Origin of the sequence: Pseudomonas sp. D1-1, from assembly GCF_051132225.1 — a bacterium.
Lineage (GTDB): Bacteria > Pseudomonadota > Gammaproteobacteria > Pseudomonadales > Pseudomonadaceae > Aquipseudomonas.
Window position 1 is genome coordinate 3,482,559 of record NZ_CP071676.1, and the last position, 20,515, is coordinate 3,503,073.

Genomic DNA, 20,515 nt, shown 5'->3' on the forward strand with positions numbered 1-20,515 from the left:
GTGGCAAGGGAGCAAGCTCCCTCGCCACAACAGCCGCGCCGGTGCATCCGACAAAGTTGGGCAGCCCCTCCCCCGCGTTTCCCAGTAAACTCTGCATTTTTGCGCCGCCTCTCCTCCCGCGGCCATCGTCTGTATTCTGGAGTCTGCCTTGCGTCTGTTTCACACCTCCGACTGGCACCTGGGGCAAAACCTCCACGGCCAGGATCGCGACTTCGAACACGCCTGTTTCCTCGACTGGCTGCTGCGTCAACTGGGCAGCGAAAAGCCCGATGTGCTGCTGATTGCCGGCGATATCTTTGACACCGTCAACCCGCCGGTCAAAGCCCAGGAGCGGCTGTACGACTTCATCGTCAGCGCCCACGAACAAAACGCCAACCTGACCATCGTCATGATTGCCGGCAACCACGACTCCGGCTCACGCATCGAACTGCCGGCGCCGTTGATGCGGCGCTTGCGCACCCATGCCCTGGGCCGGGTGCTGTGGCTGGATGATGGACAACTGGACGTCGAGCGTCTGTTGCTGCCATTGCCCGACGCCAAGGGCAAGGTCCGCGCCTGGTGCCTGGCGCTGCCGTTCCTGCGGCCGGCGGAAGTCACCGGCGCGCAGTTGGGGGATGATTACCTGCGCGGCATCGGCCAGGTCCATGAATGGCTGATCGCCGCTGCCAATGACAAACGCAAGAAAGGCCAGGCACTGATCGCCGTCAGCCATGCGCACATGGCCGGCGGCTCGGTATCGGAGGACTCCGAGCGCAGCCTGATCATCGGCAATGCCGAAGCGCTGCCCGCCAGCCTCTTCGGCCCGAGCATCAGCTACGTTGCCCTCGGCCACCTGCACAAGCCGCAGAAGGTCAACGGTGAAGAGCGCATCCGCTACAGCGGCTCGCCGATCCCGCTGTCGTTCTCCGAGATCGGCTATCAGCACCAGATCCTCGACGTCACCCTGGACGGCGAAACCCTGGTAAACGTCGAGCCCCGGCTGATTCCCCGCGCCGTCAACCTGCAGCGCCTGGGCCCGGCGCCGCTGGCCGATATCCTCCGGCAACTGAAGGACCTGCCGGACATCGACCTGCTGGCGGACGTGCAGCGCCAGCCCTGGCTGGAGGTTCGAGTGCGCCTCGACGAGCCGCAGCCCGACTTGCGCCATCAAGTGGAGACGGCATTGCAAGGCAAAGCCGTGCGGCTGGTGCGCATCGCCGCCGAGTACGCCGGCAACGGCAGCTCCAGCGGCGTCGAGGACGGCACCGCGCTGGTCGAACTGGACCAGTTGAGCCCGCAGGAATTGTTCAGCCGTGCCTGGCAGGACACCTACGGCAACGAAGTGGACGAACAGACCCTCAAGGATTTTGCCGTGCTGTTGCAAGACGTGCAGATGGAGAGCGAGCAGCCATGAAGATCCTCGCGATTCGCCTGAAGAACCTCGCCTCCCTCGCTGGGCCATTTGAAATCGATTTCACCGCCGAGCCGTTGGCCAGCGCCGGCCTGTTCGCCATCACCGGCCCCACCGGCGCCGGCAAGAGCACGCTGCTGGATGCCTTGTGCCTGGCGCTTTTTGGTGCGGTGCCGCGCCTGAACAACACCGGTCGTGACGCCAAGGTACCGGACGCCGACGGCGAGATCGCCACGGGCGATCCGCGCACGCTGCTGCGCCGTGGCACCGGCGACGGTTATGCCGAAGTGGATTTTCGCGGTATCGACGGGCGCCGCTACCGGGCTCGCTGGGAGGCCAATCGCGCCCGGGAAAAAGCCGGCGGCAAATTGCAGGCCAGCCGCCAGAGCCTGCGCGACCTGGACAATGACCAACTGCTGGCCAGCCAGAAAGGCGAATACAAGACCCAGCTCGAAGCCGCCTTGGGCCTGAACTTCGAGCAGTTCACCCGCGCCGTGCTGCTGGCCCAGAGCGAGTTCAGCGCCTTTCTCAAGGCCGACGACAACGACCGCAGCGAGTTGTTGGAAAAGCTCACCGACACGGCCCTGTATACGCGTCTGGGCCGCCGCGCCTTCGACAAGGCCAAGCAGGCCAGGGAAACCCACAAGCAGTTGCAAGACCAGGCCACCGGCGTCACGCCGCTGGCCGCCGAAGCCCGCGCCGAGCTGGACCAACGCTTCAACGACGCCCAGCAACTGCTCAAGACCCAGCAGGCACAGCTCAAGCAATTGGAACAGCAGCACACCTGGCTCAGGGACCTGCGCCAGTTGCAGGACGAACAGGCCAGCGCCGCTGAACAACTGCAACAGGCACAGGCCGATTGGGCTGCGCTGGCCGACGAACGCCTGAAACTGACACGCCTGGAACAACTGACGCCCCAGCGGCACCAGTTCATCCGCCAGGCGGAATTGAACCGCCAGCTGGAGCCGCTGGCAGTCAGGATCCAGCAACTGACCCAGCAGCAAGTCGAATTGCATGAGCAACAGGCCGAACTGGAGAAAGGCCTGGGCGTGGCGCAATTGGCCTTGGCCGCCGCCCGCCAGCAGAGCGCCGACAACGCACCGCTGCTACGCCAGGCATTCGATGAACAGAGCAGCCTCGCCCGCCTGGCCAGGGAAACCGGCCAAGGTGCCGAACAGTTGCAACAGGTCCAACAGGCTTGCACCGACGGCCAGCGCAGCATCGACACCCTGCTCGAACAGCAACGGCAGGTTGATGAGCGCCTGCAAAGGATCGCCGGCGAACTGGAACAAAGTACCGATCTCGCACCGCTGGGCGATGCCTGGTCCGCCTACCGCGATCGCCTGCAACAGTTGATGTTGATCGGCAACCGGCTGAACAAGGGCCAGGACGAACTCGCGCTGCTGGAACAAAGCGCCACTCGCGCCGCCGATGACCTGGCAACCCGCCGGCAAAACCTCGAAGTGCTCTACAAGGAAGCCGGGGCCGAACCGCAAGCGGTGGCGGAACAGATCCAGTTGCTCGGCAACCTGCTGCAAGACAATCGCAAGCAACTGCGCGCTTTCGAAGAACTGACCCGGCTTTGGGCCAGCCAGCAAGAGCTGGACAAACGCAGCGCGGAGCTGGAGCGACGCCAGCAGCAAGCCTTGCAGGAGCGCGACCGGCTGGTGCGCGAAGGCGGCGAAGCCAAGGCCGAGCTGACCATTGCCGAACAGACCCTGACTGTCACCCGTGAACTGCTGGAACGCCAGCGCCTGGCTCGCAGCGAAAGCGTCGAGCAACTGCGCGAACAGTTGCAGGACAACCAGCCGTGCCCCGTCTGCGGCAGCGTCGAGCACCCGTACCATCAGCCCGAAGCGCTGCTGCAAAGCCTCGGCCGATTCGATGAAAGCGAAGAGGCCAATGCGCGCAGAGTCGTCGACCTGCTCAATGAAAAAGTCATCGATCTGCGAGCGCAATACAGTGGGGTCATTGCCCAGCTCAAGGAATTCAAACAGCAACAGGAACAACTCGCCGCCCAGCAACAAGGCCTCGCGCCAAGCCTCGAAGCCCATCCGTTGTCGGAACAGTTGCTGAGTCAGGCTCCAGACCAGCGCGACGCCTGGCTGGCCCAGCAAAACAGCCAGTTGAACCTGCGCATCAGCCAGGACGAACAACGCCAGGCCGCCCTGCTCACCCTGCAACAGGACGCCACGCGCCTGGCGCAGCAACTGCGCGAAGCGGAAACCGCCAGCCAGCAGGCGTCACTGCACCTGGGCAACCAGCAACAGGAAATGGCCCGCGACCGCCAGCGCCTGGAGGAAGAGCTCGGGCATTTCAGTGCGCTGCTGCCGGCCGATACCCTGCAGGCCCTGCGCAGCGATCCCGCCGCGACGTTCATGCGACTCGACCAGCGGATCACCCAGCGCCTGGCGCAACTGGAACAGCAACGCGAAGAACTCGGCGAACAACTTCAACGCCAGCAAGCCCTGGAGAAAGAGCAGGACCGCCAGCAGACCCGTGTGCAACAACTCGAAGCGGCGCAGCAGCAATTCAACGCACTGAATGAGCAACAGCAGACCTGCCAACAAAAGCTCACGCAACTGCTGGGCGAACATTCCAGTGCCGAACAATGGCAGCAACAGCTCGACCAGGCCCTGGAACAGGCCCGCCATGCCGAGGCAGCGGCCGGTCAGCAGTTACAGGAGTTGCGCAATACCCTCGTGCAACTGGCTGCCGAGCTCCAGGCCCGGCATGAGCAGGCCCAGTTGCTTGAGGCCGAACAGCAGACGCTCGCCGCCGGCATCGCCCAATGGCGCGCTTCTCATCCGGAACTCGACGACGCCGCGCTCGATGCCCTGCTCGGCCTCGACGAGCAACAGGTCAGTCAACTGCGGCAACGCCTGCTCACCAGCGAAAAAGCCATCGAGCAGGCCCGCGTCCTGCTCACCGAACGCGAGCAGCGCCTGCACAACCACCAGGCCCAACACAACGGCAATTTGCCGCCTGAGGAACTGACCCAAGCCTTGGCGGTGCTGCAGGAGCAGTTTGCCGCCAGCGAACAACGCTGCGCCGAGTTGCGTGCGGAACAGGCTGATGACCAGCGTCGGCAGCATGCCAACCAGGCCCTGGCCCGACAGATCGAGCAGGCCTATGCCGAATACCAGCGCTGGGCGCGCCTCGACGCCTTGATTGGCTCGGCCACCGGCGACCGCTTCCGCAAACTGGCCCAGGCGTACAACCTTGACTTGCTGGTCCACCATGCCAACGCCCAGTTGCGCCAACTGGTTCGCCGTTACCGGCTCAAGCGCGGCGGCAGCATGCTTGGCCTGCTGGTGATGGACACGGAAATGGGCGATGAACTGCGCTCGGTGCATTCGTTGTCCGGCGGCGAGACCTTCCTGGTCTCCCTTGCCCTGGCGCTGGGCCTGGCTTCGATGGCGTCCAGCACGCTGAGAATCGAATCGTTGTTCATCGACGAAGGCTTCGGCAGCCTCGACCCCGAATCGCTGCAACTGGCGATGGACGCCCTCGACGGCTTGCAGGCCCAGGGGCGCAAGGTCGCGGTCATCTCCCATGTGCAGGAAATGCACGAGCGGATCCCGGTGCAGATCCAGGTCCGTCGCCAGGGCAATGGGCTTAGCACGCTGGAGGTGAAATGAGCCGCGCCACGCTGTACTCCTTCCGTCGCTGCCCCTATGCCATGCGCGCACGCATGGCGTTGCGTTACAGCGCGGTCGAACTGACGATCGTCGAAGTCGGCCTGAAGGCCAAGCCCGCCGAGATGCTTGCACTCTCGAGCAAAGGCACGGTGCCGGTGTTGCAGGTCGATGGCCGGGTGATCGATGAAAGCCTGGAGATCATCAACTGGGCCTTGGCCCAACACGATCCGCAGGACTGGCAGCTACGGGACGATGCCAAGGCCCAGGCGTTGACGGCAGCGTTGATCGAGGAAAACGACCAGGTATTCAAGCTTCACCTGAACCGCTACAAATACCCGGAGCGGCATCCCGAATACACGCAGGAACACTACCGCAGCGAAGGCGAAGTTTTTCTGCGCAAACTGGAAGGACTGCTTGAAACCCGTCCGTTCCTGGCGGCGGAGCATCAGAGCCTGGCCGACGTGGCGGTGATGCCCTTCATACGCCAGTTCGCCCATGTCGATCGCGACTGGTTTGCCCAGGCGCCCTATCCGCGGCTGCAAGGTTGGTTGCAGAAATTCCTGGATTCCGAGCTGTTCGTAGCGATCATGGCCAAGTGAGCTGCATCGCCGTTGTGGCGAGGGGATTTATCCCCGCTGGGCTGCAGAGCAGCCCCCTGAAACCCAGCAACGGTCTTTCGGGTAAATAAAGTCAGATATTTGGGACCGCTTCGCAGTCCAGCGGGGATAAATCCCCTCGCCACAAAGACCTCATACTACTGCGCCACAAGCACGCCCCTGATCGCAATCAACCTGAAACGGCCCAAACTCAGCCACCCTCGGCGTCGACGGCGGATTACCCACCAACACCCCCAATGCCCTGGCGGTGAGGATGTTATGGGCGATGTTGTGGTTGCACTCGATCGTCCGCGCCAACGACCCCGCCGACGCCTGCCCCAATCCAAGCAACGAAAACCCGTTGGTGATAAACGCCAGGAAGGCAATCACCCAGAACCTGCATCTGCTCATGCGCCGACAGCCCCTTTGCCTGCGCCGCGTTCGGCGGCGACAGTGGAAACCGACGCATGCAGCGATGCATCAACGAAGCCTTGGTATTGGGCGCCGACGCTGACCACCAGCACCAATGCGACGTAAAGGCCGATGGCGATGTAAGCGCCGTGTCTGGCGGAAGAAAGGATTGCGCGGGCCATGGGGTTCTCCGTGGGCATGTTTCGATGCCCACAGAATCAATCAAATAAACCGTTATGAATAGCGACGATTATGCATAGTCACCATCAGGTTTATTGATTGATGAAACCCTGAAATCAGTCGTTGACCAAGCTCAACAATCGCTCGCGAGCCACTTCCAGCTCTCCAGGAATTGGCTGGGCCGCCGAGACAATCGGAGTGGAGTAGAGAAACAGCAGCATCACTGCCAGACGCATCGCCATGGTGTCGATCCTTATTGGTAAGGAGTCAATTAACTAGCGTCAAATTTAAACACATGGCCATGTGATATCACAACGGGATTTTCTGCCCACGCACGAAACCTGCGATCTTTTCTCTCCGCTGGCATCCAGCAGGAAATGAAAAGATCGCAGGCTTCAGGGTCAGCGTGATTCAGTGTTGGGTCTTGTGATCCAGTGCGGCGTAGAAGTTGGCGCTCTGTTGCAGGTATTTCTCAGTGTAGCTCTGGGTGCGGTTTTTCTTGTCGCTGATTTCGATGCTGGCACTGGCTGGCAATGCCACGGTAGCAGAGATAGCGGAAGCGGCAATAACGGAGAAGAGATTCAGATTCATGGCGGTAGTCCTCGGATTCAGTTTGCTGATTTGCCCGGTGGGGCCGTGAAGCAAACTTACGCGCCGAGGCGTCTCGTCTTGAAATGCTTTGTAATACTAGCGACTATCAGTCTTGTTGATACAACGGCGAAGGCCCCGTAAATCGGGGCCTTCAGCTTATTGACGAACCATGAATTTCAAGTCGCTCGGCGCATCCATCGCCAGCTTCTGGACGGTTTTACCCAGCAGGCCGGTGTTCGGATCACGCTCGATGATGACGATCTGGTTGCTCTTCTGGTTGGCCACCAGGACAAATTTTTCACTCGGGTCGAGGCTGAATTCCCGAGGATGGTCGCCCTCGACAGAGCGCCGCTGAAGTTCTTTCAGCGTGCCAGCCGCCGGGTCGATGGCAAACACCACCAGTTCGTTGGTGGTGCCCCGATTGCTGACGTACAGGAACTTGCCGTCCCTGGACGCATGCAGCGCTGCCGCCGCTTTACCCGGCTGGGGCTTGCCGGCGGCGAGGTCGACCAGTTGACGCTGGGTAAGGCGGCCATCCTGGTAGTCGAACACCGCAACCTGGGCGGTCATCTCCATGGTCAGCCAGGCGTGCTTGCCATCGTTGCTGAACAGCAGGTGACGCGGCCCGCTGCCCGGCGGCAACTGCACGAATGCCGGATCGGCAGGCGTCAGCGGCAGCTCGGGGTTGGCTTTCGGGTCGTAGCGGTAGACGAATACCTTGTCCGCCCCCAGGTCGTTGGCAAACACATACTTGCCGTCCGGCGAAGGCACCGCCGAATGCACATGCCCCGACTTCTGCCGCTCAGGGTTGACCCGACTCGGCTGATGACTGCCCGACTGCACCACCGGCGCGAGCTTGCCATCCGCCCCCACTGGCAGCACGACCAAGGTGCCGCCCGGGTTTTCCAGAACGGAATAATTACTCACCAGCAGATGCTGGCCGTCATGGCTCAGGCTGGAATGAGTCGGCTCGTTGCCCAGGGACTGGACCTGATTGATCAGGCTCAGTTCATGGGTCTTGGGGTTAACGGCGTAACTGCTGACCTTGCCCACCGGGTCTTTCTGGCCCGGGCCGTTTTCGTTGACCACGAACAGCCGGCTCAGGTCCTTGGAAAGGGTCAACCAGGACGGGTTGTCCGTCTTGATCACCTGCAATGGCTTGGCGTCGAGCTGGCCGGTCCGGCTGTCGAACTGCATGCGGTAGATGCCCTGGCTCTGGTCCGCAGTGTAGGAGCCCACCAGCAATTGATAGTGCTCGGTGGTTTCTGCCTGGACGCCCATGGCGCCCACGCTGCCGGCCATCAGCAATGGCCAGAAACTACGCATCTTCATGCTCGGAGTCCTCGTCGTCGTGGCCGCTGGTCGCCTCCACGCATTCCAGATGGTGATCGCCCGAATCACTGGTGATGACCCAATGTTTCGAAGCTGTGTCGAAGGTCGCGGCCTGCATCTGTGCCGGCGTGAAGCGCCAATGCTCGAGGGTACGGCCGTTCATGCATTCGACGTGCAGTTGGTCCTGCTCGTCGAGGGAAAAATCGAAAGCGTGCAGCCCGTCGATGATCAGCATGTCGCAGTGTTCGAGGGCTTGCAGCAGAGTGTCGGTCGGGGCAGTCATAGCGATCAGTCAGTCATTGGGAAAAGCGGCATGATAACCCAATGTCAGAGTGGAGCTTGGGCCATAAGGTTCGAAAGCGGTGCTGGCCGACCTATCGCTTTCGCGAGCAGGCTCGCTCCCACAAAGGATTCATACCCACCAGAAATCCCCTGTGGGAGCGAGCCTGCTCGCGAAAAGGCCGGCGCATTCAACATGAATGCAACGGCCTGTTCAGCTCCTCAGAGCGCCTCGCGCCCCGGCACGCCATCTACCAATCGCAGGATCCCCAGCGGGTTGGCGTTCTTCAACGGCTCTGGCAACAGGTTGTCGGGGTAGTTCTGGAAGCACACCGGACGCAGGAACCGATCGATCGCCAGCGTGCCGACCGAAGTGCCACGCGCATCGGACGTCGCCGGGTAAGGCCCGCCATGGACCATCGAATCGCAAACCTCCACACCAGTTGGATAACCGTTGAGCAAGATGCGGCCGACTTTCTGCTCCAGCAACGGCGTCAGTTCACCGAACCGTTCGAAGTCCGCCGGTTCGCCAATGATCGTGGCGGTGAGCTGGCCGTGCAGGCCATGCAGCGCAGCGCTCAATTGCGCCTGGTCCGCCACTTCGACAAACACCGTGGTCGGGCCGAAGACCTCTTCCTGCAACGCCTCGTCACCGTTGATCAATAGGCTGGCGTCAGCCTTGAACAATTGCGGTTGCGCCTGGTTGCCTTGCTGCTCGCGACCGGCGAGGTGTTCGATGCCTGGGTGGGCCAGCAATTTTTGCAGGCCTTTGCCGTAGCTTTGCAGCGTGCCGGCATTGAGCATGGTTTGCGGCGCCTGGTCGCCGATCAGCGCAGCCACCTGCTGGGTGAAGGCAGTGAACTCAGGTGAGCGGATACCGATCACCAGGCCAGGGTTGGTGCAGAACTGACCGCAGCCTTGCACCACCGAGGCGGTCAGGTCGCGAGCGACACTCTCGGCGCGCGCTTGCAAAGCTTGCGGGAGGACGATCACCGGATTGATGCTCGACATCTCGGCGAAGACCGGAATCGGCTGGGGCCGCGCGGCCGCCATGTCGCACAGGGCACGCCCGCCTTTCAGGGAACCGGTGAAGCCGACGGCCTGGATCGCCGGATGCTTGACCAGCCATTCGCCGACGCCACCGCCGTAGATCATGTTGAACACACCGGCCGGCATCGAAGTCTTTTCAGCCGCGCGAATGATCGCATCGGCCACATGCTCGGCGGTGGCCATGTGGCCACTGTGGGCCTTGAATACCACCGGGCAACCGGCGGCCAGCGCGGCAGCGGTGTCACCGCCAGCGGTGGAGAATGCCAATGGGAAATTGCTGGCGCCAAACACGGCCACCGGACCGAGACCAATGCGGTACTGGCGCAGGTCCGGGCGCGGCAGCGGCGTACGCTCCGGCAAGGCCCGGTCGATGCGCGCGCCGTAGAAATCGCCACGGCGCAAGACCTTGGCGAACAGGCGCATCTGCCCGCTGGTGCGGCCGCGCTCGCCCTGGATCCGTGCGGCCGGCAATGCGGTTTCGCGGCAGACCACGGCGACGAACTCATCACCCAAGGCGTCCAGCTCATCGGCGATGGCATCGAGAAATTCGGCCCGGCGCGCCGCGCTCAGGCTGCGGTAGGTTGGATAAGCCGCCGCGGCGGCCTTGGCGGCGGCGTCGACTTCTTCCGCCGTGGCCTGGACGAAATCATGCGGCAAGGCCTCGCCGGTGCTGGCGTCGAAACTTTGCAGGCGAGTCTGGCCGGCCGCGCTGCGGGCGCCACCGATGTAGTTGTGGCCAAGGATCTGATTCATCGCAAGTCTCCTTTTAAAGTGTGCCGATAGTACCTGGGTTGAACACCGCGTCTACCGGAGCAATGCCGTTGATCAGCGGTGCGCCGAATTCGGCCTGGCTGATTTCGAACACGTCCCCCGGCTGGGTGCGGATGCCGTCGGCGAACGACAGCGTCGCGGTGCCGAAGAAGTGAACGTGCACGTCCCCGGGGCGCAGGAACTGACTGTACTTGAAATGGTGGAACTCGAGGTTCTCGAGGCTGTGGCACATGTTCGCCTCGCCGCTGAGGAATTCGTTCTGCCACAGCACTTCGCCGTTGCGCAGGATACGACTGGTCCCGGACAGATGTTGAGGCAGTTCGCCCACGCGAAGTTCCGGGCCGAAGCTGCAACTGCGCAGTTTCGAATGGGCCAGGTACAGATAATTCTTGCGTTCCATGACGTGATCGGAAAATTCGTTGCCCACCGCAAAGCCCAGCCGATATGGCTTGCCGTCGTGACCGATGACATACAGGCCGCTGATTTCCGGCTCCTCGCCAGCGTCTTCGGCAAAGGGCGGCAGCGGGAACGGATGGCCGGGACGGACGACGATGCTGCCGTCGCCCTTGTAGAACCATTCCGGCTGAACGCCAGCCTGCCCGGCGGCGGGTTTGCCGCCCTCCACGCCCCATTTGAAGATGCGCATGGTGTCGGTCATGGCGCTCTCGTCGCCAGCCTGTTGGTGCATCTTGTCCCGGGCCGAGGCGCTGCCCAGGTGAGTCAGGCCGGTACCGCTGACCAGCAGGTGCGCCGGGTCCGGGTGATCCAGCGGCGGCAGGATGCGCAATTCGCTCAGCAGTTGCGCATAGTCATGGCTCGCTCCCAGGCCCAGGCCGTCGACCTGTTGCTCAAGCTTGACGCCCGCCTCGATGGCGGCCAGCGCCAGGTCGCGCACCGTCGTGGCGCCCTGCACTTCGCGCACCTGCTCGCCGTCAACTACACCGACGCGGCGTTCGCCGTTACTCAATTCGAACTGAACTAAACGCATGGGTTTCTCCTGTAAACAAAAACATGAATAGGCGTAGCAGGCTTTTGTGGCGAGGGGATTTATCCCCGCTGGGCTGCGCAGCAGCCCTAAAGCAGCGAACTCAACCTTCCTGGCACACCGAGTTGCTTGGTTTTGGGGCTGCTTCGCACCCCAGCGGGGATAAATCCCCTCGCCACAAAGCTCGCTCCCACAGTTGATTGTGGTGTCCTCAGCTACGCGTCGCCCCGCGGGCGCTCGCCGCGAACTGGTCAGCCGGCAACACGTGCTTGCGTTCGAGCAAGCGATAGACCACCCCGGTCAATACCAGGCCGAACACCATCACGCACGACAGGAAGTACAGCCCGGACGCCAGGTTACCGGTGTATTCCTTCAAGGCGCCGATCACGAACGGGCCGATGTAGCCGCCCAGGTTGCCTACCGAGTTGATCAAGGCAATGCCCGCCGCCGCGCTGGCACCGGCGAAGAACCGTCCCGGCAAAGTCCAGAACACCGCCGTGCAGGAAAACAGTGCAAACGCCACCAGGCACAACGCCGCCAGTTGCAGCACCGGCACGGTCAACCAGGCGCTGAGGAACAGACCGATGGCGCCCAATACATACAACACGGCCAGGTGACCGTAGCGGTCGTTCAGGCGGTCGGAGCTGCGAGGAATGATCAGCAGACCGATGATGCCAAAGATATAAGGCACGGAAGAGACAAAGCCGGTCACCAGGTCACTGCCTCCGAACTGTTTGATCAGCGTCGGCAGCCACAGCCCCAGGCCGTAGATACTCAGGGTCACCGGCAGGTAGAACAGCGCCAACAGCAGGACGCGCTTGTCCTTGAGCGCATGCAGCGGGTTGCCATGACGGGTCTGGCCGTATTCTTCCAGGTCCTTTTTCAGCTCACCGGTCAACCAGTCCTTCTCGGACTGGTCCATCCATTTGACCTGTTGCGGGCCGTCCGGCAGATAACGCAGCACCGGCCAGGTCAACAGCACCGCCGGCAGGCCGATGACGATGAACAACCACTGCCAGCCGTGCAGGCCGAGGATGCCGTCCATGCCCAGCAAGCCACCGGAAACGGGACCGGTGATCATCATCGCAATGGGTTGGGAAAGAATGAACAGCCCGAGGATCTTGCCGCGATGGCGCACCGGGAACCACTGAGTGATGTAATACAGCACGCCCGGAAAGAACCCGGCTTCGGCCGCGCCCAGCAGAAAGCGCATCACGTAGAAACTATAGGGCCCCTGCACAAAAGCCATGCCGATGGTGATTGCGCCCCAGGTGATCATGATCCGGGCAAACCAGCGCCGCGCACCGAAGCGTTCCAGCATCAGGTTGCTGGGAATCTCCAGGAGGAAATAACCGATGAAGAACAGGCCAGCGCCGAGGCCGTAGGCGGCGTCGCCGATGCCGATGTCCGCGCCCATGTGCAGCTTGGCAAAGCCCACGGCGGAGCGATCCACGTACGCGATCAGGTAAAGCAGGATCAGGAAGGGAATCAGTTTGAGTGTGATGCGACGTATAAGCCGCAATTCCTGGCTCATGGGACCGGTCTCCGATTGTTGTTGTTATAGAACCTCGGGGGATTTCTCTCGCGAATAACCGCCAGGACAACCCCTCCGTTAAATCGGACTATATAGTAATACTATTTACCCAACAACACTTCCAAACGGCGTAAATTGCGCTTATGTTACGCTTCAGCTCGAACAATATAGTCATACAATAAGAGAATCGATCATGTCTGATAAGAAACCCTCCCTGCGCTCGGCCCAATGGTTTGGCACCGCCGACAAAAACGGCTTCATGTACCGCAGCTGGATGAAAAATCAGGGCATCGCCGACCACCAGTTCCATGGCAAGCCGATCATCGGTATCTGCAATACCTGGTCGGAGCTGACACCGTGCAACGCGCATTTCCGGCAGATCGCCGAGCACGTCAAGCGCGGCGTGATCGAGGCCGGGGGCTTTCCGGTGGAATTCCCGGTGTTCTCCAACGGCGAATCGAACCTGCGCCCCACCGCCATGCTGACCCGCAACCTGGCGAGCATGGACGTGGAAGAGGCGATTCGCGGCAACCCGATTGATGGCGTGGTACTGCTCACCGGTTGCGACAAGACCACCCCGGCCCTGCTGATGGGCGCCGCCAGTTGCGACGTGCCGGCCATCGTCGTCACCGGCGGGCCGATGCTCAACGGCAAGCACAAGGGCCAGGACATCGGCTCAGGCACCGTGGTCTGGCAGCTGAGCGAACAGGTCAAGGCCGGCACCATCACCATCGATGACTTCCTCGCGGCCGAGGGCGGCATGTCCCGCTCGGCCGGTACCTGCAACACCATGGGCACGGCGTCGACCATGGCCTGCATGGCCGAGGCGCTTGGCACTTCGCTGCCGCATAACGCGGCGATCCCGGCGGTGGATGCGCGCCGTTATGTGTTGGCGCACATGTCCGGCATGCGCGCCGTGGAAATGGTCCGCGAAGACCTGAAGCTGTCGAAGATCCTGACCAAGGAAGCCTTCGAAAACGCGATCCGCGTCAACGCCGCCATCGGCGGTTCGACCAACGCGGTGATTCACCTCAAGGCCATCGCCGGGCGCATCGGCGTGCAACTGGACCTGGACGACTGGACCCGCATCGGTCGCGGCATGCCGACCATCGTCGACCTGCAACCGTCCGGACGCTTCCTGATGGAAGAGTTCTACTACGCCGGCGGCCTGCCTGCCGTGCTGCGTCGCCTCGGCGAAGCCAATCTGATCCCCCACCCGAACGCACTGACGGTGAACGGCAAGAGCCTCGGCGAAAACACCAAGGACGCGCCGATCTACGGCCAGGACGAAGTCATTCGCACCCTGGACAACCCGATCCGCGCCGACGGCGGCATCTGCGTACTGCGCGGCAACCTGGCGCCATTGGGCGCAGTGCTCAAGCCGTCCGCGGCCACCGCCGAACTGATGCAGCATCGCGGTCGCGCGGTGGTGTTCGAGAACTTCGACGAGTACAAGGCGCGGATCAACGATCCGGAGCTCGACGTGGATGCCGACTCGATCCTGGTCATGAAGAACTGCGGGCCGAAGGGTTATCCGGGCATGGCCGAAGTCGGCAACATGGGCTTGCCAGCCAAACTGCTGGCCCAGGGCGTGACGGACATGGTGCGTATTTCCGACGCACGCATGAGCGGCACCGCCTACGGCACCGTGGTGCTGCATGTGGCACCGGAAGCGGCGGCCGGCGGGCCTTTGGCCGCGGTGAAAGAAGGTGACTGGATCGAACTCGATTGCGCCAGCGGCCGCCTGCACCTGGACATCCCCGACGCCGAACTCGCCGCGCGCCTGGCCGACCTGGCGCCACCGCAGCAATTGCTGGTCGGTGGCTACCGCCAGCTGTACATCGACCATGTGCTGCAAGCCGACCAGGGTTGCGACTTCGACTTCCTGGTGGGCTGCCGCGGCGCCGAGGTGCCGCGTCACTCCCATTGACGCCCCCATCCCCCTGTGGGAGCGAGCCTGCTCGCGAAAGCGTCGAACCAGCGGCATTCATGTCGCCTGACCCACCGCCTTCGCGAGCAGGCTCGCTCCCACAAGAAGCCTGCACTGACCTTAAGAAATCGCACTAGCGACCCGCCCTCGCCGCGCCTGCTATCATGCGCAGCACCCCTCGCACACAGGATCGCGCCGCTCCCCATGGATTACCGCAAACCCTCCGACCGCAAGAGCATGCACGCGCGCATCGTCCAGGAACTGGGCATGCAGATCGTCTCTGGCCGCTTCAAGCCCGACGACAAACTGCCCGCCGAAGCCTTGCTGTGCGAAGAATATGCCGTCAGCCGCCCGGTGCTGCGCGAAGCCACGCGCGTGCTGGTCGCCAAGGGCCTGGTGTATTCGCGGCCGCGAGTGGGCACGGTGGTCAAGCCGCGTCGGGAATGGCACATGCTCGACCCCGATGTGCTGCACTGGCTGATGCAGAGCAGCCCACAGAACGAGTTCTTCGGACTGCTCACCAGCGTGCGCAGCATCATCGAGCCGGCCGCCGCCGCCCTCGCCGCGCAATTCGCCACCGACGCCGACATCGCCGCCATCAGCGAAGCCTACCAGCGCATGGAAGCCGCCCCGACCCCGGAAGCCCTCCTGCAACCGGACCTGGACTTTCACAGCCGCATCGCCGACGCCACCCACAACGACCTGCTCGCCAACCTGTGCAACATGCTGTCGGTGGCCATCGCCGAAGCCCTCAAGCACTCCAACCAACGGCCCAACCTGCACGAGCTGGCGATGCCACGGCACAAGGCGATCCTCACCGCCATCGAGAACCGCGATGCCCTCGGCGCCCGCCATGCCACGCTGGTGCAACTGGATGACGCCCGCAGTGCGCTGAATGTCGTGCTGGGCAGCGATCCCGCCTGATTCACCGCCGATTTTACTGAAGCCCTTCACAAACCTGCACGCCTGGCGTTCAAGGGTGCGGTACCTATGTACCGCACACCTGGGACAGTCATGGCGATACTGCGCGAGTCGTCATCCTGACGACCATGGGTTTATGAAAAGGAACTTCACATGGCATCGCCTTCCCCGGCTGACAACGCCAACACACAGGCACAGAACGTCAGCCTGCAATTTGCCGGTCGACCCACCTTCGAGCAGGTTGTATCGAGCACGTTTCAGCAAGCTATTCGAAAGGAATACCCTTGGAATGCGCTCAACCTGTCCAAGGTGCTGTTGGCAACTCCCGACAGGGCCTCTAAAAGCTGGACGACTACCCGCCTCATGACGCTCGTCCTCGATTACCTGGCTACCGGCACGCCCATCGACTTCAAGGAGTGGAGCGAGCATGGCTGTTTCCTTTCCGAAACGATGCCGCACCGTCTCAAGCTGGACGCGCAGGACATGCTCACGCTGGAAAAGCTGCTACTTGAACTGCCTTGGACAGTACCGATCGGATTCGAGGATGCGCTGGTCCGCTACTGGAATGCCGACATTGACCCCCATCAAGGCACCAGCCGCTGGAACTGGCTCAGCGGTGCACTGCGAAACCTGTTGCAGACCCGTGGCTTGCAGCAACCAGGGCTCAGCGACCCGGCACGTGAGATGCTCGACCAGATCACCCGCCGGCCTGTCAGCAAGCAACACTTGCGCGCCGACGGTCAGTCCAGCGTCTACGCCTACAGCCTGGAAAGCACGCTCGTTAAAGCCGCTTCCCGTTCGGTCATATACGGTAGCGAGATTCTACTGACGCGCACCACCGAAGGTGGGACCCTCCTGCTGCTGTGCAGCCCTGGCAGCGCCGTCAAACCCTTTGAATCGCTGGAGGACTTTCACCGTCACTGGAGTGAACTCATCGCCAGCCGGTACCTTGTCGACACCGTCACTTGCACACGCACCGAGATCGCTGGCAACGTGTTCGAGACCCAGGCAGCACTGATCCTGGAGCAACAGCTGGCCGACCTCCGGGCGGTGGAATTGCCTTCCCGCGTCGGCTCGCAGCACCTGCGTGCGCTGTATCACGAACTGAGCGACCCGGCCCGCTACCTGCGTGACACCCCGTACCCCTCTCCTCAGATGTCGAAGCTCATTGCGCCGCTGGTGCCCGAATGGTTGAAGGAAGCGTCCGTTGTCGACCAGACCAGGCACCAGCATTACTGCCTGGCGTTGGCCAGCGCCAAGAAACGCAGTCCAGGCCAAACCTTCCTCAGCGATATCGAGAATATCCACTCCTTCACGTCCCAAGCCCTGCTTGAGCGCATGGGTCGAACAAACGATAGCTCGTCGACCCAGGCCCAACCCTCCCGCTACAACCCCGACGACGTGCTACTGACTTTCACCGTGGCGGCGGGCCTCCCCGGTACGATCGGGATTGTCGAGAAAAAATCGATGAAACTGAGCGAACTGGCCATCCGCAATCTCGTCGCCCGCCCCAGTGGAAACCCGATCCTCAGCCATCGCCTGGGCCTGACCCTGCCCGAATGGTTGACCCCGGACTACATCACCCGCCAGGGCGGGCTGATTGAACAGGTCGACATCGGCACCGCCTACCCCCGATATCTGCAGCACAAGCTGTTTGACGATTTGCCTACCCTGCGTCAACAGAGATTCGCCGACCAGGTCCCGACAGAGCTGCTTCTCGAAGCGCTCAAGCAAAAGCTCGACCACCAGAACAGCATGACCCGTCAAGGCCTGGACCTTCTCGAAGCCGTCCTTCAAGCCGATGTCGAGGAACAACAGGTCGACGGTCGTCCGGTGGTGATTCGTCCCCTGGCCTTTCTGCGTAAGCCGAAGGCGCGACCTGATGTTGTGACGAATATGTTCATCATCGAACCGCAAGCCGTCGAAACGGGACCACACCTGCTGTATCGCCCGCTTCACTCGCCCTCGTTGATTGAGTTCCCGACACGCCAGGCGCTGTTGACTGCCATTGGCCTGGACGGCGAACTGCAGACCAGCGTCTTGACCTGGTTATCGGATACCGCGCGTCCGGTGTACGCCAATGGGGGGTTCCTGGAGCCACACATTGTGCGCTTTCTTCCAGGCGATGAATTCGCCCCTTTCGAAAAGCCGACCCCGGCGACACTCGCAATCGAGGGTGACAACGACGAGTTGTTGCAATTCCTGCACAACGGCAAGCTGATGGAGTATCTCTACGGCAGTAATGCGCGGGCCTTGGTTGCCCAGGCCAACAGGGCTTCGGTCTCCAACGCCGAAAGCCGTTGGGCGACCCTTCTCGAGGGCGGCGGCCTGTTGTTCAACACACTGTTGGTGCCGATCCTGCGCGGCCCATTGATAAGCGTCGGCTGGTTATGGAACGTGATCGCCGTCGCCGGGCAAGACATCCCGGCCATGCAGAGCGAGGATCCGACTACGCGGGAGCTCGCTACCGTCGACTTTCTCTTGAACTTCGCCATGCTCGGACATCAGGCGTTGTCCCTCGACGAGCCTGTTCGCAAGCCACTGCCCCACGAACTGGAAGACCAGGCGATGCGTGCGCCTGCGCCACGCATCGTTCCCGAGCAATGGCCCAAGCCGGCCCTGCCAGACGTCATCGAAGGCCCCGTCTACCTGCCCGGGGAACACGCCCAAGCTGCTTTTGAGCACCTCGACTTCAGTTTCGCCAGCGCCCGTCGGCGCCTGACGCTGGAGCAACGCACCCGCTTGCAGCGCCTGACAGTGCAGCGTCCCGCAGTGATGCCCGCTGCCCTTCCCTCTGGCCCTTATACCGGCCTTTATCTGATCAATAAAAAATGGCATGCCGTGGTTGAGGGCGAGTTGTATCAAGTCGACACATGGAACAGCACCGTACAGATCGTCGACCCGCACGACCCGGCACGCAGGGGGCCGGCGCTAATATCGGACGGCCACGGCAGCTGGTCCTTGGACCTGGGCCTGGGCCTGCGTGGCGGGATGCCGCCCAAGCGCGTGGAGGAACAACGTCGCTTCAACGAAAAAAGAAAAGCGGAAATCGCGGCGGAAACCAGGGAGTTCTTCGAAAAAAGTGCCGAGCGGAAAAAGAAGCTGGATATCACCCACGACCTGCTGAGCTTATTGGAGATCGGTACGCCACCTGATGAGAAGCGGATGGCCCCCATACGTAAAAGCTTTCATGAACAGTTAAAGGAGCAGGCCGAAGCCGATCTGAAGATACTGGGGAACGAGCTCGAATCCATCAAGCTGAATAGCCCAATTTCCCGCGGGAATATTTACCAGATCACTGAATCGTTGATCGAATGTTGTCGTACAGCCATTGCCGTTGTCGTAAAGGATATACAAGCTCTGAATGCTGCCCATTCCTCATTCGTGGGACCGTCTGCGTCTGACATTCTGGAGGCAGTTGAACATGATCCGCAGGGCTATTTGAGGTTCGCCGCGCAGTTATTTGAGCTCAATGAGCGCTCGATCCATTGGCTGGAGCTTGAACACCGCACGCTTGATACGTTATTGAACCGGGGCAGCAAGGGCCGGGAAATGTTCGATCGCCTGACCCATGACCGACCGGTGGCGAAAACCGCTTCGTTGGCTGGCCAAGAGCTCCAGACGACGTTGGCCACAGTGCTCGCTTCGCGCGGCGAGAGCGAGTCGAGGGAGCACCTGCGAACCATCAGCAAGCCGCTAAAGGAACAAATACAATCTCACGCTACGTTGTGGACGTACGACTTCTCGGAACGGCTCGAGGTATTGGAGAGCTTGTCCGAACACTATGGCAAGGCGCTGGATGCCCTACAGATCGTGAAAGTACTTCACGCCGATGAGATGGACCTGCCTTATTTCGACAAGCTGGTCACCTTGGTCGAAGAATTGTATGAGGAGGTCTCCCAGGAACTGGCCACGGAAATAAAACCCGAACCGAAACCGCGCGCGCGCGCTTCCAAACGCACCGGAACATCCGCCGGACGCCCTCAGAAAAAAGTGATCCGAACCCGCCACAATGGTGTATTGGTTGGCGACCTGAGACCTGCCGGTACAACCTTGGAGATTGATGTCGTCGAGCTGCGCTCCGAAAACGATAACCAGTTGCTAGGCACCTATTCCCGTCATGAAGACGCCTGGGACCTCGTCAAGGAAGAGCGACCGGCCGCGCCGCTGAAAACGAGACCTGTCAGTGAAATCAAAGGCGCCGCACGAAAACTGCTCGGACAACTGGAAAGACTTCTGAAAAGGGCAAAAAGCTATAAAGCCCAGTGCCGTTACCCGCAGGAAATCGAGGAGGTCATGAACAACGAGGCGGATCGTTTTCGCAAAATTGCCGAGGAGCTTGAACAAGCCGTCAAGGCTTCCCCAACAGAGCCCGGCCCGCGAGACCAGACCTTAATCGAGGAACTGACAAAGGCCGCCACCCGCCTTGCAGCACAGGGCGGCTACCTGCGCACCGAGCTGAGCCTGAAACTGCCACCCACCGACGGCAATCTCCGCTATCTGTTTGCAAAAGAATTGATCCAGGTCAGCAAGTACGGCGACCGCACAGCCATGAGCGGAGTCCGCAAGGACTTCATTCAGGAATATGCAATCAACGACCGTAACGGCTTCCCCCTCTGGTATGCCCATTTTCACTATGAAAAGGCCGACACCCCGAAAGCCGACTACAGCGTTGCACACGTGAAAACCAAGGAGCAACGGAAGGAAAGCTACTATTCAATGCTGTCCAAAGCTGAAGGCCCCTACGCCGTCGTGAACGTGCATCGCGGCCAGATCGGCAAACCTCTGGCACAACGCTGGTTCTTGCCCCTGGACCACTAATCGCTGAGCTATCGGCACGTTTGTCCGAAGCTGGATGCAAAAAGCCGCAACCTCGGGTTGCGGCTTTTTGCATCCAGCGTCCG

Annotated in this window: 15 protein-coding genes; 6 read left to right on the plus strand and 9 right to left on the minus strand. The window is 61.6% G+C overall.

The features are described 5' to 3' along the window. Positions 1–148 precede the first annotated feature (148 nt). Genes J3P86_RS15595 through J3P86_RS15605 form a run of 3 tightly spaced genes read left to right on the plus strand, consistent with a single transcriptional unit; the run spans position 149 to position 5,630 of the window. Positions 149–1,393, plus strand: a complete 1,245-nt coding sequence (locus tag J3P86_RS15595; RefSeq protein ID WP_434698367.1) for an exonuclease SbcCD subunit D C-terminal domain-containing protein — start codon at positions 149–151, stop codon at positions 1,391–1,393. Then, positions 1,390–5,031, plus strand: coding sequence for an AAA family ATPase (locus J3P86_RS15600; protein ID WP_434698368.1), 3,642 nt, complete (start codon positions 1,390–1,392; stop codon positions 5,029–5,031). The genes J3P86_RS15595 and J3P86_RS15600 overlap by 4 nt, the downstream gene beginning before the upstream one ends. Further along, the gene (locus tag J3P86_RS15605; RefSeq protein WP_434698369.1) at positions 5,028–5,630 is read left to right on the plus strand and encodes a glutathione S-transferase; all 603 of its coding nucleotides are present in this window, start codon (positions 5,028–5,030) and stop codon (positions 5,628–5,630) included. The genes J3P86_RS15600 and J3P86_RS15605 overlap by 4 nt, the downstream gene beginning before the upstream one ends. 150 nt (positions 5,631–5,780) lie before the next feature. Here J3P86_RS15605 and J3P86_RS15610 read toward each other — a convergent pair whose 3' ends face one another. The 9 genes from J3P86_RS15610 to J3P86_RS15650 all read right to left on the minus strand — a co-directional run bounded on the left by J3P86_RS15610 (position 5,781) and on the right by J3P86_RS15650 (position 12,760). Further along, positions 5,781–6,038, minus strand: coding sequence for a hypothetical protein (locus J3P86_RS15610; protein ID WP_434657181.1), 258 nt, complete (start codon positions 6,036–6,038; stop codon positions 5,781–5,783). After that, positions 6,035–6,220 carry a hypothetical protein gene (locus tag J3P86_RS15615; RefSeq protein WP_434630333.1) on the minus strand — a complete coding sequence of 62 codons (186 nt, stop codon included), beginning with the start codon at positions 6,218–6,220 and terminating at the stop codon, positions 6,035–6,037. Before J3P86_RS15615 ends, J3P86_RS15610 begins: the two co-directional genes overlap by 4 nt. Positions 6,221–6,334: 114 nt before the next feature. Further along, complete coding sequence (locus J3P86_RS15620; protein ID WP_305500469.1) at positions 6,335–6,460, minus strand: hypothetical protein; 126 nt, start codon at positions 6,458–6,460, stop codon at positions 6,335–6,337. Positions 6,461–6,629: 169 nt separating this feature from the next. Next, a complete protein-coding gene (locus tag J3P86_RS15625) occupies positions 6,630–6,809 on the minus strand; it encodes a hypothetical protein (protein WP_018611529.1) in 180 nt (59 codons plus the stop codon). Between the two features lie 156 nt (positions 6,810–6,965). Next, positions 6,966–8,141 carry a lactonase family protein gene (locus tag J3P86_RS15630; protein WP_434698371.1) on the minus strand — a complete coding sequence of 392 codons (1,176 nt, stop codon included), beginning with the start codon at positions 8,139–8,141 and terminating at the stop codon, positions 6,966–6,968. After that, positions 8,128–8,424 (minus strand): DUF5629 family protein, encoded by a 297-nt coding sequence (locus J3P86_RS15635; protein ID WP_434573631.1) that lies wholly within the window; start codon positions 8,422–8,424, stop codon positions 8,128–8,130. The genes J3P86_RS15630 and J3P86_RS15635 overlap by 14 nt, the downstream gene beginning before the upstream one ends. A gap of 218 nt (positions 8,425–8,642) precedes the next feature. Further along, positions 8,643–10,223: an aldehyde dehydrogenase (NADP(+)) gene (locus J3P86_RS15640; protein WP_434698372.1), complete on the minus strand. Its 1,581-nt coding sequence runs from the start codon at positions 10,221–10,223 to the stop codon at positions 8,643–8,645. Positions 10,224–10,236: 13 nt separating this feature from the next. Beyond that, entirely contained in the window at positions 10,237–11,229 is a 993-nt protein-coding gene (gene araD1 / locus J3P86_RS15645) for an AraD1 family protein (protein WP_434630327.1), read from the minus strand. 208 nt (positions 11,230–11,437) lie between these two features. Further along, positions 11,438–12,760: an MFS transporter gene (locus tag J3P86_RS15650; RefSeq protein WP_434573625.1), complete on the minus strand. Its 1,323-nt coding sequence runs from the start codon at positions 12,758–12,760 to the stop codon at positions 11,438–11,440. A gap of 193 nt (positions 12,761–12,953) precedes the next feature. Between J3P86_RS15650 and J3P86_RS15655 the strand changes: the two genes are divergently transcribed. The 3 genes from J3P86_RS15655 to J3P86_RS15665 all read left to right on the plus strand — a co-directional run bounded on the left by J3P86_RS15655 (position 12,954) and on the right by J3P86_RS15665 (position 20,432). Next, a complete protein-coding gene (locus J3P86_RS15655) occupies positions 12,954–14,690 on the plus strand; it encodes an IlvD/Edd family dehydratase (protein WP_181290491.1) in 1,737 nt (578 codons plus the stop codon). Between the two features lie 204 nt (positions 14,691–14,894). After that, positions 14,895–15,614, plus strand: coding sequence for a FadR/GntR family transcriptional regulator (locus J3P86_RS15660; RefSeq protein WP_434573623.1), 720 nt, complete (start codon positions 14,895–14,897; stop codon positions 15,612–15,614). A gap of 150 nt (positions 15,615–15,764) precedes the next feature. Next, positions 15,765–20,432, plus strand: a complete 4,668-nt coding sequence (locus J3P86_RS15665; RefSeq protein ID WP_434698373.1) for a dermonecrotic toxin domain-containing protein — start codon at positions 15,765–15,767, stop codon at positions 20,430–20,432. Positions 20,433–20,515 lie beyond the last annotated feature (83 nt).

Excerpts from the sequence above, each read along its gene's own strand:
- J3P86_RS15620 (WP_305500469.1), bottom strand. The coding sequence starts at position 6,460 with ATGGCGATGCGTCTGGCAGTGATGCTGCTGTTTCTCTACTCCACTCCG.
- J3P86_RS15650 (WP_434573625.1), bottom strand. The coding sequence starts at position 12,760 with ATGAGCCAGGAATTGCGGCTTATACGTCGCATCACACTCAAACTGATT.
- J3P86_RS15610 (WP_434657181.1), bottom strand. The coding sequence starts at position 6,038 with ATGAGCAGATGCAGGTTCTGGGTGATTGCCTTCCTGGCGTTTATCACC.
- araD1 (WP_434630327.1), bottom strand. The coding sequence starts at position 11,229 with ATGCGTTTAGTTCAGTTCGAATTGAGTAACGGCGAACGCCGCGTCGGT.
- J3P86_RS15655 (WP_181290491.1), top strand. The coding sequence starts at position 12,954 with ATGTCTGATAAGAAACCCTCCCTGCGCTCGGCCCAATGGTTTGGCACC.
- J3P86_RS15615 (WP_434630333.1), bottom strand. The coding sequence starts at position 6,220 with ATGGCCCGCGCAATCCTTTCTTCCGCCAGACACGGCGCTTACATCGCC.
- J3P86_RS15660 (WP_434573623.1), top strand. The coding sequence starts at position 14,895 with ATGGATTACCGCAAACCCTCCGACCGCAAGAGCATGCACGCGCGCATC.
- J3P86_RS15605 (WP_434698369.1), top strand. The coding sequence starts at position 5,028 with ATGAGCCGCGCCACGCTGTACTCCTTCCGTCGCTGCCCCTATGCCATG.
- J3P86_RS15600 (WP_434698368.1), top strand. The coding sequence starts at position 1,390 with ATGAAGATCCTCGCGATTCGCCTGAAGAACCTCGCCTCCCTCGCTGGG.
- J3P86_RS15630 (WP_434698371.1), bottom strand. The coding sequence starts at position 8,141 with ATGAAGATGCGTAGTTTCTGGCCATTGCTGATGGCCGGCAGCGTGGGC.
- J3P86_RS15635 (WP_434573631.1), bottom strand. The coding sequence starts at position 8,424 with ATGACTGCCCCGACCGACACTCTGCTGCAAGCCCTCGAACACTGCGAC.
- J3P86_RS15625 (WP_018611529.1), bottom strand. The coding sequence starts at position 6,809 with ATGAATCTGAATCTCTTCTCCGTTATTGCCGCTTCCGCTATCTCTGCT.
- J3P86_RS15665 (WP_434698373.1), top strand. The coding sequence starts at position 15,765 with ATGGCATCGCCTTCCCCGGCTGACAACGCCAACACACAGGCACAGAAC.
- J3P86_RS15640 (WP_434698372.1), bottom strand. The coding sequence starts at position 10,223 with ATGAATCAGATCCTTGGCCACAACTACATCGGTGGCGCCCGCAGCGCG.